We start from the raw sequence: 14,299 nt of genomic DNA, 5'->3' as shown, positions 1-14,299 counted from the left end.
ATGCTGATTTGGCGCTTTCGCCAAGAATTTCACTTGGCCAACAAACCGTGCCGAAAATACGGCTGCGCCCATTCTGCCCTTCCAGCCTTGCGTGGCGGTGACGCCTGTCTCAGCTGCGGTGGTAGGGGTGGCCGGAAAGGATGGTGACCGCGCGATAAAGCTGTTCGGCGATGAGGATGCGCACGAGCTGATGCGGCCAGGTCATCTTACCCAGGCAGAGCGTGGCATCGGCGCGCTCGTAAAGGGCGGGGTCGAGCCCGTCGGCGCCGCCGATGGCGATCATCAGCTCGCGCTTGCCCGCATCGCGAAACCCGCCGATGAGATCGGCGAAAGCGGGGGAATCGAGCGCCTTGCCGCGCTCGTCAAGCAGGATCAGTACGGCGCCGTCGGGCAGCGCCTTCTGCAGCATGGCCGCCTCCTCGCGCTTGCGCGTCTCGGCATTGCCGGCGCGGCTTTCGCCGACCTCGGCAAGCTTGCCAAGCTCGAGGCCGATCGCGGGGCCGGCCTTGGCGAAACGGTCCATGTAGCGGGCCGCAAGATCCTTCTCAGGGCCGGCCTTCAGCCGTCCAACCGCAAAAAGTCCAACCCGCATCGCCCAAAGCCCTGTCCGCTCGGGTGACGCCTGAAGCCACGCCACCGTTTTTCCTCGCCGGACAGGCGCCCGGCGTCATGTCAATGGACGGTACCGTCCTCGATCTCGGGAGCTGCCCACATCCGTTCGATGTTGTAGAACTCCCGGACTTCCGGCCGGAACACGTGAACGATGATATCGCCCGTGTCGATCAGCACCCAGTCGCCCGCCTCCAGGCCCTCGACGCGGGCATTGCCCAGGCCTTCGTCCTTGAGATCGGAGATGAGGTGATCGGCAATCGCCATGACATGACGGTTCGAGCGTCCGGACACGACCACCATGTAGTCGCCCAGCGCCGATTTCCCGGCAATGTTGATGGTGACGATATCTTCTGCCTTCGAGTCCTCGAGGCTTGCGAGGACCAGTTGAAGGGCACGGTCGGCGGCATCGTCGCCCCTTCCCGCGCTCTTTGAGAAAACGCCGATGACGTTTCCCTTCGCGTGCACTGTTGTCAGGTTCGTTCCTTTCTGTGTAACAGGACAAGCACGTCTTGTACCGGTGTGTCGGGCCGGCACTTACCAAATGTAGGCATCAAAGGTTACCACTTTCAAGACGTCACTTCTGAGGGATGGTTTTCTCTAGGGCCGCCTGGCTGCGCAGCGCGGTCGAGCTGAGCGGTGAGCGGGGGCCGTGGATGAAGGTCCAGGCCGGCGCCGGGCGCCCGGCCAGCGACATCGCATCCTCCTCGTCGATGCGCGCATAGTCGAAGGTTTTCGCCATGCGCGAGGAGAGATAGGCGAGCGTCGAGCCCGGCCGGTCGATGACGGCGATGGGGAAGGTGCGGGCGATCTTCTGCCAGTTCTGCCAGCGGTGGAAGGTACCGAGATTGTCGGCGCCCATGATCCAGACGAAGTGGACGCCGCGGTTCAGCGCCTGCACGCGCTCCAGCGTCTTGGCCGTATAGCTCTGCCCGAGCCGCTTCTCAAAGGCCGTCACCTTGACGCGCGGGCCCGGTGCGATGTCCTCGCTGAGGCGGATGCGCTCGCTGAGCGGGGCGAGGTTCCGGTGGTCCTTCAGGGGGTTGCCGGGGGTCACCATCCACCAGAGCTGGTCGAGGCCGAGGCGCCGCAGGGCGATTTCCGCGACGAGCGCATGGCCTTGGTGCGGCGGGTTGAACGAGCCGCCGAACAGGCCGATCGCCATGCCCTTTTCCGCATGCGGCATTCTCAGGTAGCGCTCTGCAACCACGTCCGACGTCACTTAGGGTCGCACCTGTCCGGTGCCGCGCACCCGGTATTTGAAGGAGGTGAGCTGCTCGACGCCAACCGGGCCGCGCGCATGCATCTTGCCTGTCGCGATGCCGATCTCGCCGCCCATGCCGAACTCGCCGCCATCGGCGAACTGGGTAGAGGCATTGTGCAGCAGGATCGCCGAATCGATTTCCGTGAAGAAACGCTCGACGACGGCGGGATCCTCCGCGATCACGGCCTCCGTATGGGCGGAAGACCAGCGGTTGATATGTTCGATCGCACCCGAGATGCCGTCGACGAGCGCGACGGAGATGATGGCATCGAGATACTCCGTCGACCAGTCCGTTTCCGTTGCGGCGACGAGGTTTTCGATGCGGGTGCGGATTTCGTCCGTCGCGCGCACCTCGCAGCCGGCGGCGCGCAGGCCTTCGAGAAGCGGTGCAAGGTGCGTATCGGCGGTGGCGCGGTCGATCAACAGGGTTTCGGCAGCGCCGCAGATGCCCGTGCGGCGCATCTTCGCGTTGACGACGATCCGTTTCGCCATGTCGAGATCGGCGGATTTGTCGATATAGATGTGGCAGAGGCCTTCGAGATGGGCGAAGACAGGCACGCGCGCCTCGCTCTGTACGCGGGCGACGAGGCTTTTTCCGCCGCGTGGCACGATAACGTCGATCGTGCCGCCAAGGCCCGACAGCATGGCGCCGACGGCGGCCCGGTCCGTCACGGGCACGTACTGGATTGCATGTTCCGGCAGGCCGGCGGCCTTGAGGCCGGCGACGAGGCAGGAATGGATCGCCTGCGATGAATTCACGCTGTCTGAACCACCGCGCAGGATCACGGCATTGCCGGCCTTGAGGCACAGCGCCCCGGCGTCCGCCGTTACGTTCGGCCGGCTTTCATAGATGACGCCGATGACGCCGAGCGGCGTGCGCACACGCTCGATATGCAGGCCGTTCGGTCGGTCCCATTCGGTGATGATATCGCCGACCGGGTCCTTCAGGCCGGCAATGTCGCGGATCGCGTCGGCAATGCCCTCGATGCGCTCTGCCGTCAACGTCAGCCGGTCGATGAAGGACGCGGCGACGCCGCTTTCCCGGGCATTGGCAAGGTCGACGGCATTGGCGGCGAGGATGGCATCGCGGCCGCCAAGGATTTCGGCGGCCATCGCTTCGAGCGCGCGGTTCTTGGCCTCGGCGGTGGCGATGGCCAGCGGCCTTGCCGCAGTGCGGGCATTGCGGCCGATCTCGGCCATCAGGCCGTCGATCTCGGTTTTGACCTGGTCAAGCATGGCTCACGTCCTTTCCCGCCTCGGCGGCGAGCGGCGCGGAAAGGCCGGTCACCACGAGGTCATCCCTGTGCACCATGGCGGCGCGGCCGGCATAACCGAGGATGGCGGCGATCTCCGCCGATTTCTTGCCGATGATCATGCGCGCTTCGTCCGCATCGTAGCCGGCAAGCCCACGGGCGATCTCGCGCCCGTTCGTGCCGTAGATCGACACCGTATCGCCGCGCGAGAACGTGCCCCAGACGCCGCGCACGCCTGCGGGCAGCAGGCTCTTGCCCGATGTCAGCGCCGTTTCCGCCCCCGCATCGATCTCCAGCCGGCCGGCCGGCTGGAGCTGCCCGGCAATCCACGTCTTTCTTGCCGTGACCGGCGAGCCGGAGGGTGCAAACCACGAGGACCGCGCGCCCTCTTCGACGGCGCGCAGCGGATGGTCGACCTTGCCCGAGGCGATGATCATGGCGCAGCCCGCACCCGTCGCGATTTTGCCAGCGTCGATCTTGGTGCGCATGCCACCGCGCGACAGTTCCGAGGCGGCGCCGCCGGCCATGGCTTCGATAGCAGGCGTGATGGCGTCGATGGTCTCGAGGAAACGCGCGTCGGGATCGAGATGCGGCGGCGCCGTATAGAGCCCGTCGATATCGGAGAGCAGCACCAGCAGGTCGGCACCGGTCATGGTGGCGACGCGGGCGGCGAGCCGATCGTTGTCGCCGTAGCGGATTTCCGTCGTCGCGACCGTGTCGTTCTCGTTGATGATCGGCACGGAGCCGAGCTTCAGGAGCTGGTTGATCGTTGCGCGTGCATTGAGATATCGCCGCCGTTCTTCCGTATCGCCGAGCGTCAGGAGGATCTGGCCGGCGACGATGCCGTCCGTCGAGAGGCTTTCCGACCAGGCACGGGCAAGCGCGATCTGGCCGACGGCGGCGGCGGCCTGACTCTCCTCCAGCTTCAGGGCGCCCGAGGGCACCTTCAGCACGGAGCGGCCGAGCGCGATGGCGCCGGAGGACACGACGAGCACCTCAGTGCCGCCGGCGCGCAGCGCCGCAATATCCCTGCACATCGCGTCGAGCCAGGCCTTCTTCAGGCCGCTCGCGCGGTCGACGAGCAGGGCCGAGCCGATCTTGATCACAATCCGGCGGTGTTTTCCGAGCGGTTTGCGGTGCGTTGTCATCTCAGTCGTCGGATCCGGAGTTCTTCGCCTGGACGATGATGTCGCGCAGCGCTCTCAGCGTGCCCGTCATGCCGACATTGGCGACGGCGGAAATCTGGAACGGCGTCTGGCCGCTCGCCTTGGCAAGCGCTTTGGTCTTCTTCTTCAGTTCGTCCTCGTCAAGCAGGTCGATCTGCGAAAGTGCGACGATCTCCGGCTTGTCGGTGATGCCGCCGCCATAGGCTTCCAGCTCGTGCTTCACCGTCTTGTAGGCCTTGGCGACGTCCTCTTCCTGTGCGGAGACGAGGTGCAGCAATACGCGTGTGCGCTCGACATGGCCGAGAAACCGGTCGCCGAGACCGATACCGTCATGTGCACCCTCAATGAGGCCGGGAATGTCGGCGAGAATGAATTCGCCGCCGTCGATCGTCGCGACACCGAGGTTGGGGTGCAGCGTGGTGAAGGGGTAGTTGGCGATCTTCGGCCGGGCCCGCGTGCAGGTGGCGAGGAAGGTCGATTTTCCCGCATTCGGCAGGCCGACGAGGCCGGCATCGGCGATCAGCTTCAGGCGGAGCCAGATGGTCTTCTCATCGCCCTCCAGGCCCGGATTGGCCCAGTTTGGCGCCTGGTTGGTCGCCGACTTGAAATGCGCGTTGCCGAAACCGCCATTGCCGCCGGCGGCCAGCTTGAAGCGCTGGCCTTCCGTGATGAGGTCGATGATCAGCGTCTCGTTGTCTTCCTCGAAGATCTGGGTGCCGACTGGCACCTTCAGCGTCACGCTGGCGCCGTTCGCGCCGGTGCGGTTGCGGCCCATGCCGTGCGTGCCGGTCGAAGCCTTGAAATGTTGCTGGAAACGGAAATCGATCAGCGTGTTGAGGCCGTTGACGGCCTCCACCCACACATCGCCGCCGCGCCCGCCGTCGCCGCCGTCGGGACCGCCGAACTCGACGAATTTTTCACGACGGAACGAGACAGCCCCTGCCCCGCCGTCGCCGGACCGGATATAGACTTTTGCTTCGTCCAGGAATTTCATCGGCTCGCCGTTCGCTTTTCTCGTATTTTCATAGTGCCGTCTTCGATATAGCCGCTTCCGTGAGAGGTCAAAGACTATCGTGAAATTCGTCAGCTACAACGTCCAGTATGGCATCGGTCTCGACGACCGGTTCGATCTGCCGCGCATCGTCTCCAGCATCCACGGTGCCGATATCATCGCGCTGCAGGAGGTGACCCGCAATTTCAACCGCAACGGCTATGTCGACATGGTCGCCGAGTTGCAGGTGCTGCTTGCCACCCACTATTCCGTCTTCGGCGCGGCCTGCGATCTCGATGCGGGTTCGGCGATCGAGCAGGGCCGCGTGGTCAACCGCCGCTTCCAGTTCGGCAACATGATCTTTTCGCGCTGGCCGATCCTGTCGACCCGCACCATTCTTTTGCCGCGCACGCGCACCCTCGACAAACTGAACCTTCAGCGCGGTGCGACCGAAGCGGTGATCGCCAGCCCCAAGGGGCCGATCCGCGTTTACTCCGTGCATCTCGACCATGTGCATCGCGACGAGCGCATCACGCAGATCCGCGCCCTCAAGGACCGTGCCCAGCTCTACCCGGTCGAGGGCGGCGCGATTTCCGGCGCCCACGAATTCGGCCTTGCCGAACCGCCGGTGCCGGAGGACTACGTGCTGATGGGCGATTTCAACATGGTGCCGGAATCGCCGGAATATTGCGAGATGGTCGGCGGCGTCGACGCGCTTTACGGGCGACAGATTCGCGCCACCCATCCGGTGGATGCGCTGGCCGGCCTCGGCAAGCGCCACGCCGCCAGCTATAGCTGGGTCGATCCGAAGAACCATGCCGAGCGCCTCTTCCTCGATTACTGCTTCCTCAGCCACGGCCTCGTGGAGCGGCTGACGGACGCCTGGGTCGACGAGACCGCCTTCGGCTCCGACCATATGCCGGTCTGGTTCGAATTGTCCTGACGGCAGCGGTCGGGGCGGATTTCTCCGCCCCGCTCGTTTTCAGTGCCGCGGTGCTGCCGGGCGGAAGTCACCAGGCTCCAGCCGCGTTTCGATATGCGGCACCATCGCGCCGCGGGCGACGCAGAAGAGGTCGCTGCAGCCGGTGATGCGGAACCCTGCCTTCTCCTGCACCCTGAGCGAGGCGAGGTTGTCGGCGAAGATGCCGGACCGGATGTCCGTGCCGGGCATCCGCATCAGGAAGCGCGCCGTTGCCGCATGCACGGCCTCGCTCATATAGCCCCGCCCCCAGTAGAAGCGGTTCAGCCAGTAGCCGATCTCCCAGCCGCCATTGCTGCGCTCGAAGGAGACGCAGCCGATATGCACGTCGTCCCCGGCCGTGATGGCGAAGGCCCAGCCCTCGTTGAGATCGGTGGTGGTGACGGAAAGCCATTCCGTCGCATCCTGCCGGTCATACGGTGCGGGTACCCGCGCCAGCATGCGCGAGACCTGGAAGTCGTTCAGCGACTGGGCGATCGCCTCCGCATCGGACATGCGGTGCGGGCGGAGCGCCAGGCGCGCCGTCGTGATGGTCGGGCAGGGCCCGGCGCCGGTGACGCGCTCGCGTTCGATCTGGGTCTGCATGGCGTTCATCGCATGCCTCCCCAGCTCTTCAGCGAAACCCAGGTCTTGCGGTCCAGCCTGTACCATTCGACGGGCACCATGCCGCCGACCGCGAGGCTCTGCACCATGCCGGTCGCCTGGAACTGGAAGCCGCACTTCTGGATGACCCGGCGCGAGGGAATGTTCATGACCCGGCAGCGCGCATCGATCTGCTCGATGTCGCGGGTGCGGAAGACCATGTCGATCAGCGCGTGGGCCGCCTCGGTGACATATCCCTGGTTCCAGTACGGTTCGCCCAGCCAGTAGCCGAGCTCGACCGTGCGCCCATCCTCATGCGGCTCGATGCCGCAGCATCCTAGGAAGGCGCCGTTGTCGGCTTTCGTAATGGCATAGACGCACTTGCCAATCGCGCCGGCGCGTGTGCGTCGCACGAAATCAGCAGCGTCCGCAACCGTGTAGGGGTGCGGCATGCGGGCGACCATGTTGGCGATATTGGCGTTGTTGGCGAGATGGGCAAGGGCGTCGATGTCGTCTTCGTGCGGGGCTCTCATGACGAGCCTCTGCGACAGCAAGATCGGGCAGTCGGTCCTCGACCGTTCAGGCCTCAGCCGTTCCTTGGGAGACCGTGATTGGCCTTCCCTCAACAATTCGGTCTGCATGGTTCAGTCCTCCAGAGCAAAAAGGGGAGATGGGTCTCGCCCCATCTCCCCTTTTTTCTTCAGGCCTGAACCTGTAGCGTCAGCCGGGTCGATGAGACGCCGGCTGTTTTAGAGCGCTACCGGCTTATTCCGCTGCTTCCGCTTTCGGGGCTACAGACACGTATACGCGACCGTTGGCCTTCGTACGGAAATTCACATTGCCAGCCGTAAGTGCGAAGATCGTGTGATCCTTGCCGAGGCCGACATTGGCACCGGGATGCCACTGCGTGCCGCGCTGGCGGACGATAATGTTGCCTGCAAGTACGGCTTCGCCGCCGAACTTCTTCACGCCAAGGCGCTTGGACTGGGAATCGCGACCGTTGCGCGAGGAGCCGCCAGCTTTTTTGTGTGCCATAGGAGTTCTCCTTTACCTGTCCGGATTATTCGGCTGCAGCTTCAGCGGCATCAGACTTCTTGGAAGCCTTCTTAGCCTTGCCTGCGCCGGCGATGTCGATGATGCGGACGGTCGTGTTGTGCTGACGATGGCCGCGCGAGCGCTTCGAGTTCTGGCGACGGCGCTTCTTGAAGGCGATAACCTTCTTGGCGCGGCCATGCTCGACGACTTCTGCGGTCACGACGGCGCCTTCGACGAAGGGCGCGCCGATCGTTGCATCGGCGCCGACGCCGACCATCAGCACTTCTGTGAATTCGATCTTCGCACCAGCGTCGCCCGACAGCTTTTCAATCGTCAGAACGTCGTTGGCGGCCACGCGGTACTGCTTACCGCCGGTCTTGATGACTGCGAACATTTTATATCCTTTCATGTTCGTGCCGGCTCTTTGTCCCAAAGGGCAAGGCCGTCTTTTTATCAGTCGCGGGGATGGCGATGCATTGGCGCATCGCCGGCTCAAATGGTTCGTTGCGAGACTGGACGCTTGCAAAAGGCAAGGCCGGACGGCACAAAGAACCAGCGTCGCGGCACAAGTGAGACCTATGCCACTGCACCTTGCGCAATAGGTGAGCCGATGAAAACTGTCAAGGGGATTTCCGTCACCATGACAAATAGATGAACTTTCCGTGGCCTGGCCCCCTTGCAAGCCCGCCCGACACCCGCTATTAACCGCCCCGCGCTCAAAGGGCGCCGACCTGACCGCGGAGAGGTGGCAGAGTGGTCGAATGCACCGCACTCGAAATGCGGCATACCTGCAAGGGTATCGTGGGTTCGAATCCCACCCTCTCCGCCATAAACTTCCTTCCGGGTTTTCCTGCCTGACTTGCGTGCTTTCCTGCTGCGGGCGCATGGACTTGATGCCGTGCGTCATGGCATAGGGCGCGGGACCACGACGAGGCCCGGTTTCCATGATCCGCATCGAGAATATCAGCAAGTCCAACAGCCATCGCATCCTCTTCATCGAGGCGTCCGCCGCGTTGAACCGGGGGGAGAAGATCGGGCTTGTGGGGCCGAACGGGGCCGGCAAGACGACGCTCTTTCGCATGATCACCGGGCAGGAAGCGCCGGACGAGGGGCAGGTCTCGACGGAAAAGAACGTGTCGATCGGCTATTTCAGCCAGGACGTCGGCGAGATGGAAGGGCGCAGTGCCGTCACCGAGGTGATGGACGGGGCAGGGCCGGTCAGTTCGGTTGCCGCGGAGTTGCGCGCGCTCGAGGCCGCGATGGTCGACCCGGACAGGCTCGACGAGATGGACGCCATCATCGAGCGCTACGGCGAGGTGCAGGCGCGCTACGAGGAACTCGACGGCTACGGGCTGGAGAGCCGGGCGCGCGAGGTGCTGGCGGGCCTGAGCTTCAGCCAGGAGATGATGGACGGCGACGTCGGCAAGCTCTCCGGCGGGTGGAAGATGCGGGTGGCGCTGGCGCGCATCCTCCTGATGCGGCCGGATGTCATGCTGCTCGACGAACCGAGCAACCATCTCGATCTCGAAAGCCTGATCTGGCTGGAGCAGTTCCTGAAGGGTTATGACGGGGCACTGCTGATGACCTCGCACGACCGTGAGTTCATGAACCGCATCGTGACCAAGATCATCGAGATCGATGCCGGCTCGCTCACCACCTATTCGGGCGACTACGGCTTCTACGAGCAGCAGCGGGCGCAGAACGAGAAGCAGCAGCAGGCGCAGTTCGAACGCCAGCAGGCGATGCTCGCCAAGGAGATCAAGTTCATCGAGCGCTTCAAGGCGCGTGCCTCCCATGCCGCGCAGGTGCAGAGCCGGGTGAAGAAGCTCGACAAGATCGAGCGTGTCGAGCCGCCGCGCCGCCGCCAGACGGTCATGTTCGAGTTCCAGCCCGCGCCGCGTTCGGGCGAGGACGTCGCCAGCCTCAAGAATGTCGACAAGGCCTATGGCAGCCGTACCATCTACCGGGATTTCAGCTTCCTTATCCGCCGGAAGGAGCGCTGGTGCGTGATGGGCATCAACGGGGCCGGCAAGTCGACGCTGCTGAAGCTCGTCGCCGGGGCGGCGAACCCGGACGAAGGCAGCGTGACGATCGGGGCGAGCGTCAGGGTCGGCTACTTTGCACAGCATGCTATGGATCTGCTCGACGGCGACCAGACCGTGTTCCAGTGGCTGGAGACGGAGTTTCCGCGTGCAGGGCAGGGGCCGCTGCGCACGCTGGCGGGCTGCTTCGGCTTTTCCGGCGACGACGTCGAGAAGAAGTGCCGGGTGCTGTCCGGCGGCGAGAAGGCCCGGCTGGTGATGGCAGCGATGCTGTTCGATCCGCCGAATTTCCTGATCCTCGACGAGCCGACGAACCATCTCGATCTCGACACCAAGGAAATGCTGATCAAGGCTCTTTCCGAGTACGAGGGCACCATGCTCTTCGTCTCGCACGATCGTCATTTCCTCGGCGCGTTGTCGAACCGCGTGCTGGAACTCAACGGCGACGACGTGCACCAATATCCGGGTGGCTATACCGAGTATGTCGCCCAGACCGGCCACGAGGCGCCCGGCCTTCCGAACTGATCGTCCGGTTTGCGGCGGACAGACTTCAGGCCTTGCCGAGATATTGTGCGTCCGACACCTGCTCCAGCCAGGTCACCGGCGATCCATCCTGCGCCTCGGCGATGGCGACATGGGTCATCGCGGTCTTGTCCGTGGCGCCGTGCCAGTGTTTTTCGCCGGGCGGGAACCAGACGACGTCGCCGGGGCGGATTTCTTCGATCGGCCCACCCTCACGTTGCGCCCAGCCGAGGCCTGATGTCACGATGACGGTCTGGCCGAGGGGATGGGTGTGCCAGGCGGTGCGGGCGCCGGGCTCGAAGGTGACGATGGCGCCGCCGGCGCGCCCGGGGGCTTCCGCCTTGAACGGCGTGTCGAGGCGGACCTTGCCGGTGAAGTAGTCGGCCGGGCCTGGCGCCGAGGGGCTGGTGCCGTTGCGCTTGATATCCATATCCGTCTCCTGATTCTGCTGTGCGGATCATATACCGGCAAGAACGCTGGCGAAGCCGTCGGAGACGATTTATGAGAACGGCGCAGGGTTTCAAGGCGGGTGCGGAATGGACAGGCGGCGGATAGGGATCGTCGGCGGCGGGCCGGCCGGGTTGATGGCGGCAGAAGTGCTTTCGGCGCGGGGCCATGCAGTGACCGTGCTCGAAGCCATGCCGACCATCGGGCGAAAGTTCCTGCTGGCCGGAAAATCGGGCCTCAACATCACCCATTCCGAACCCTACGACCGTTTCGCCGCCCGCTTCGGTGCGGCGGGCGCGCATCTGCGGGCGGCGCTCGATGCTTTCACGCCCGGGGATCTGCGGACCTGGGCGGAGGAGCTTGGCACGGAGACTTTTGTCGGGTCCTCCGGGCGGGTGTTTCCGGTCGCCATGAAGGCGTCGCCGTTGCTGCGCGCCTGGCGGGCGCGGCTGGAGGGGCGGGGCGTCGATATCCGCGTACGCCATCGCTGGATCGGGTTTGCGCCCGAAGGACTGCGCTTTGAAACGCCCGAGGGCGTGGCCGTGATGGCCTTCGATGCGGTCCTGCTGGCGCTCGGCGGTGCGAGTTGGCCGCGGCTCGGGTCGGACGCGGCCTGGGTCGGTGGTCTTGCGGAACGGGGCGTCGACATTGCGCCCTTCCGTCCGGCCAATTGCGGCTTCGATGTGGACTGGTCGCCGTTCTTCGTCGAGTGCTTTGCGGGCGCGCCGGTCAAGGGTGTTACGGCGCGGTCTGCGGCGGGCACGATCCCCGGCGAATTCGTCATCTCGAAGACCGGCATCGAGGGCAGCCTCGTCTATGCTCATGCGGCGGTGTTGCGCGATGCGCTGGAAACGTCGGGCGCTGCATCCTTCCTGCTCGATCTTGTGCCCGGGCGGAGCCACGCGCGGCTTGCAGCCGATCTGGCCCGGCAGGGCGGCAAGGCGAGCTTTTCCAGCCGGCTTCGCAAAGGGGCCGGCCTCGACGGGGTCAAGGCGGCCATGCTGCGGGAATGTGTCCGGGATGTTTCGGCCTTGCTGCCGGATGCGCTGGCTTCGGTGATCAAGGCCCTGCCCGTTCTGCTCATCCGGCCGCGGCCGATTGCGGAGGCGATTTCCGTGGCAGGGGGCATCCGGTTCGATGCCCTCGATGCGGACTATGGGGTGAAGGCCCTTCCGGGTGTCTTTGCGGCCGGCGAAATGCTCGACTGGGAGGCGCCGACCGGCGGTTATCTGCTGACGGCCTGCTTTGCGACCGGGCGGGCGGCTGCGGAGGGGATCGACCGCTGGCTTACCGGCCGGGCCGGCTGAAGCCGGATCCCTAGCTGCGCTTCGGCCGCGTCGGCGCCTGGCTCAGGCTGGCGGCGGCGTCCTTCAGGCAGACGAGGTAGCGATCGCGGTTGGCCAGCCCGTCGTCGCGCGGGGTGACGAGGCAGAGCGTGGCGGCGGCATGTCCCTCGTCCATGACCGGCACGGCGAAGCAATGGGTAAAGCTGTCGACGATGCTGTTGAAGGTGAAGAAACCGTCCTGCCCGGCCTGGCGCACCTCGGCGAGGAAAACCTGCGGATCGAGCCATTCGCCGCCGGGCAGCTGGAAATCCTGCGGCGGGATGAAGGTGAGGATTTCTTCGTTCGTCATATGCGCGACGAGCAGGCGTCCTGAAGCCGTCCACGGGATCGGTACCGACTGGCCGATATCGGTGGAGATGCGGAAGGGCCTTGCGCCCTCGCGCATGCGCACGACGGTATATTTGTTGCCATCCAGCATGCAGAACTGCGCGGTCTCGCGCGTTTCGTCGGCCAGCCGATCCAGTGCCGCCTCGCATTCGCGGGTGAAGTCGAAATGGTTCTCGTAGGCAGCCCCCAGGAAATAGAGTTTCCGCCCGAGATAGACCCGGCCGTCGCCGCCGGTGAATTCCAGGATGCCGTTGCGCAGGAGGAGGTTCACCAGCTCATAGACCGATGAGCGCGGCGCGCCGATCTGCGCGGCGATCTCGTTCGGTTTCAGAGCTTGCCGTTTCTGGCGCAGGAAATCGAGGATCTCGAAGGCGCGATCGAGCCCTCGGGCGCGCTTGCCGCCTGCATCATCCGCAATAGCATCCATCTCGTCCGTCCTTGCCCTTCGTCCCGTCAAGCTTCTCCCGCCGCCCGCGCCATCTGTCAATGCGCAGGACGCGGCATTGCCGTGCGCGAAATTTCCGAAGGCCCCCTCTTGCGAGGCCGAAAATTCGGCATAAGATCGCGCCAGTCCGATATATAGATCAAATGTTCAATATAATGGACAAAGACGGATGGCAAGCCCGTACCTGCTGCCACCAAAAAAGGGGAACGACATGAAAACTCTCGAAAACAGCTCGACCGTCTCGCTGCGCAGCCGCCTTCTTGCGGGTGCCGCCGCCGCTGCGGCCGTCCTCGTCCTGTCGGCCGGCACCGCCTCGGCCGCCGCCAATTGCATCAAGGGCGACCGCAAGGCGCCGTATACGGTCGGCTGGGCGAACATCTATTCGGTGCCGACCTGGATGAAGCAGACCGAAGGCACCATCGCCGCCGAGGTCGAGGAGCTGAAGAAGGCCGGTCTCGTGAAGGACCTGATGATCACGGACGCGCAGGGCAATGCCCAGACGCAGATCCAGCACATCCAGTCGATGATCGACGCGAATGTCGACGCGATCGTGGTCATCGCCGGTTCCTCCAATGCGCTCGACCGCGTCATTTCGGATGCCTGCGACAAGGGTATCGCCGTGGTGAACTTCGACAGCCTCGTCAACACGGACAAGGTGACGGCGAAGATCAATACCGATTCCAACGAATGGGGCGCGGGCGCTGCCAAGTGGCTTGCCGACAAGCTCGGCGGCAAGGGCAAGATCATCGTCATGAACGGTCCGGCCGGCATTTCCGTCAGCGATGACCGCCGCAAGGGTGCCCAGCCTGTGCTCGACGCCAATCCGGGCCTGGAAATCATCACCGAGACCAACACGGAATACAATGCCGCGCCGGCGCAGGAGGCGATGACCAGCCTGCTCTTCGCCAATCCGCAAATCGACGGCGTGCTCTCGCTCGGTGGCGCGATTTCGGCCGGTTCCGTCATGGCCTTTGATCGCCAGGGTCGCGAGCAGGTGCCGATCACCGGCGAAAACGCCCGCCAGTTCCTCGAACTGTGGAAGGAAAAGGGCCTGAAGGGCTGGGCCACCATGCAGCCGAACTGGCTTGGTGCGCTCTCGGTCTACACGGCCGTACAGGCGCTGGAAGGCAAGGACGTGCCGGCCTTCATCAAGGTGCCGCTGCCGGTCATCGACGACAGCACCATCGACACCTATCTCGCCCGCGCCGACAAGTTCCCGGCCGACGGTTACATCTATTCGGATTACGACAAGGCGCTGTTCGACAAGCTGCTCGCCCAGTAATTCCCTGAA

At 64.6% G+C, this 14,299-nt stretch carries 16 protein-coding genes and 1 tRNA gene; 5 read left to right on the top strand and 12 right to left on the bottom strand.

Annotated features, from left to right (window positions below; all coding sequences use genetic code 11):
- Positions 1–109: 109 nt before the first annotated feature.
- From rlmH to obgE, 6 genes are all read right to left on the bottom strand, one after another.
- Positions 110–592, bottom strand: coding sequence for a 23S rRNA (pseudouridine(1915)-N(3))-methyltransferase RlmH (gene rlmH / locus AKG11_RS20855; RefSeq protein WP_023514273.1), 483 nt, complete (start codon positions 590–592; stop codon positions 110–112).
- Positions 593–672: 80 nt separating this feature from the next.
- Positions 673–1,146: a ribosome silencing factor gene (gene rsfS, locus AKG11_RS20850; RefSeq protein ID WP_050745342.1), complete on the bottom strand. Its 474-nt coding sequence runs from the start codon at positions 1,144–1,146 to the stop codon at positions 673–675.
- A 40-nt stretch (positions 1,147–1,186) separates the two neighbouring features.
- A complete protein-coding gene (locus tag AKG11_RS20845) occupies positions 1,187–1,795 on the bottom strand; it encodes a nicotinate-nucleotide adenylyltransferase (RefSeq protein ID WP_050745341.1) in 609 nt (202 codons plus the stop codon).
- 36 nt (positions 1,796–1,831) lie between these two features.
- Entirely contained in the window at positions 1,832–3,109 is a 1,278-nt protein-coding gene (locus AKG11_RS20840) for a glutamate-5-semialdehyde dehydrogenase (protein WP_050745340.1), read from the bottom strand.
- Positions 3,102–4,274 (bottom strand): glutamate 5-kinase, encoded by a 1,173-nt coding sequence (gene proB / locus AKG11_RS20835; protein WP_023514269.1) that lies wholly within the window; start codon positions 4,272–4,274, stop codon positions 3,102–3,104. Before proB ends, AKG11_RS20840 begins: the two co-directional genes overlap by 8 nt.
- Position 4,275: 1 nt before the next feature.
- Positions 4,276–5,286, bottom strand: coding sequence for a GTPase ObgE (gene obgE / locus AKG11_RS20830; RefSeq protein ID WP_023514268.1), 1,011 nt, complete (start codon positions 5,284–5,286; stop codon positions 4,276–4,278).
- Between the two features lie 79 nt (positions 5,287–5,365).
- Here obgE and AKG11_RS20825 point away from each other — a divergent pair, with 79 nt between their 5' ends.
- On the top strand, positions 5,366–6,226 hold the full coding sequence (locus AKG11_RS20825; RefSeq protein ID WP_050745339.1) for an endonuclease/exonuclease/phosphatase family protein: 861 nt from the start codon (positions 5,366–5,368) through the stop codon (positions 6,224–6,226).
- A 39-nt stretch (positions 6,227–6,265) separates the two neighbouring features.
- On the opposite strand, the gene AKG11_RS20820 is transcribed toward AKG11_RS20825, so the two are convergent.
- The 4 genes from AKG11_RS20820 to rplU all read right to left on the bottom strand — a co-directional run bounded on the left by AKG11_RS20820 (position 6,266) and on the right by rplU (position 8,273).
- Entirely contained in the window at positions 6,266–6,856 is a 591-nt protein-coding gene (locus AKG11_RS20820; RefSeq protein ID WP_023514266.1) for a GNAT family N-acetyltransferase, read from the bottom strand.
- Entirely contained in the window at positions 6,853–7,485 is a 633-nt protein-coding gene (locus tag AKG11_RS20815) for a GNAT family N-acetyltransferase (RefSeq protein ID WP_024270533.1), read from the bottom strand. Before AKG11_RS20815 ends, AKG11_RS20820 begins: the two co-directional genes overlap by 4 nt.
- 124 nt (positions 7,486–7,609) lie before the next feature.
- Positions 7,610–7,879: a 50S ribosomal protein L27 gene (gene rpmA, locus AKG11_RS20810; RefSeq protein ID WP_023515222.1), complete on the bottom strand. Its 270-nt coding sequence runs from the start codon at positions 7,877–7,879 to the stop codon at positions 7,610–7,612.
- A gap of 25 nt (positions 7,880–7,904) precedes the next feature.
- Positions 7,905–8,273, bottom strand: coding sequence for a 50S ribosomal protein L21 (gene rplU, locus AKG11_RS20805; protein ID WP_050745338.1), 369 nt, complete (start codon positions 8,271–8,273; stop codon positions 7,905–7,907).
- 345 nt (positions 8,274–8,618) lie between these two features.
- Between rplU and AKG11_RS20800 the strand changes: the two genes are divergently transcribed.
- Positions 8,619–8,708: transfer RNA gene (locus AKG11_RS20800), tRNA-Ser, on the top strand.
- 115 nt (positions 8,709–8,823) lie between these two features.
- Positions 8,824–10,446 carry an ABC-F family ATP-binding cassette domain-containing protein gene (locus tag AKG11_RS20795; protein WP_050745337.1) on the top strand — a complete coding sequence of 541 codons (1,623 nt, stop codon included), beginning with the start codon at positions 8,824–8,826 and terminating at the stop codon, positions 10,444–10,446.
- Between the two features lie 25 nt (positions 10,447–10,471).
- Here AKG11_RS20795 and AKG11_RS20790 read toward each other — a convergent pair whose 3' ends face one another.
- Positions 10,472–10,873, bottom strand: a complete 402-nt coding sequence (locus AKG11_RS20790) for a (R)-mandelonitrile lyase (protein ID WP_050745336.1) — start codon at positions 10,871–10,873, stop codon at positions 10,472–10,474.
- A 106-nt stretch (positions 10,874–10,979) separates the two neighbouring features.
- Here AKG11_RS20790 and AKG11_RS20785 point away from each other — a divergent pair, with 106 nt between their 5' ends.
- A complete protein-coding gene (locus tag AKG11_RS20785) occupies positions 10,980–12,197 on the top strand; it encodes a TIGR03862 family flavoprotein (RefSeq protein ID WP_050745335.1) in 1,218 nt (405 codons plus the stop codon).
- Positions 12,198–12,207: 10 nt separating this feature from the next.
- Here AKG11_RS20785 and AKG11_RS20780 read toward each other — a convergent pair whose 3' ends face one another.
- Positions 12,208–12,990: an IclR family transcriptional regulator gene (locus tag AKG11_RS20780; RefSeq protein WP_023514649.1), complete on the bottom strand. Its 783-nt coding sequence runs from the start codon at positions 12,988–12,990 to the stop codon at positions 12,208–12,210.
- Positions 12,991–13,219: 229 nt separating this feature from the next.
- Here AKG11_RS20780 and AKG11_RS20775 point away from each other — a divergent pair, with 229 nt between their 5' ends.
- Positions 13,220–14,290: an ABC transporter substrate-binding protein gene (locus tag AKG11_RS20775; protein ID WP_037409014.1), complete on the top strand. Its 1,071-nt coding sequence runs from the start codon at positions 13,220–13,222 to the stop codon at positions 14,288–14,290.
- Positions 14,291–14,299 lie beyond the last annotated feature (9 nt).

Source organism: Shinella sp. SUS2, from assembly GCF_001262505.1.
Lineage (GTDB): Bacteria > Pseudomonadota > Alphaproteobacteria > Rhizobiales > Rhizobiaceae > Shinella.
This window is presented reverse-complemented; position numbering and strand designations above follow the sequence as displayed.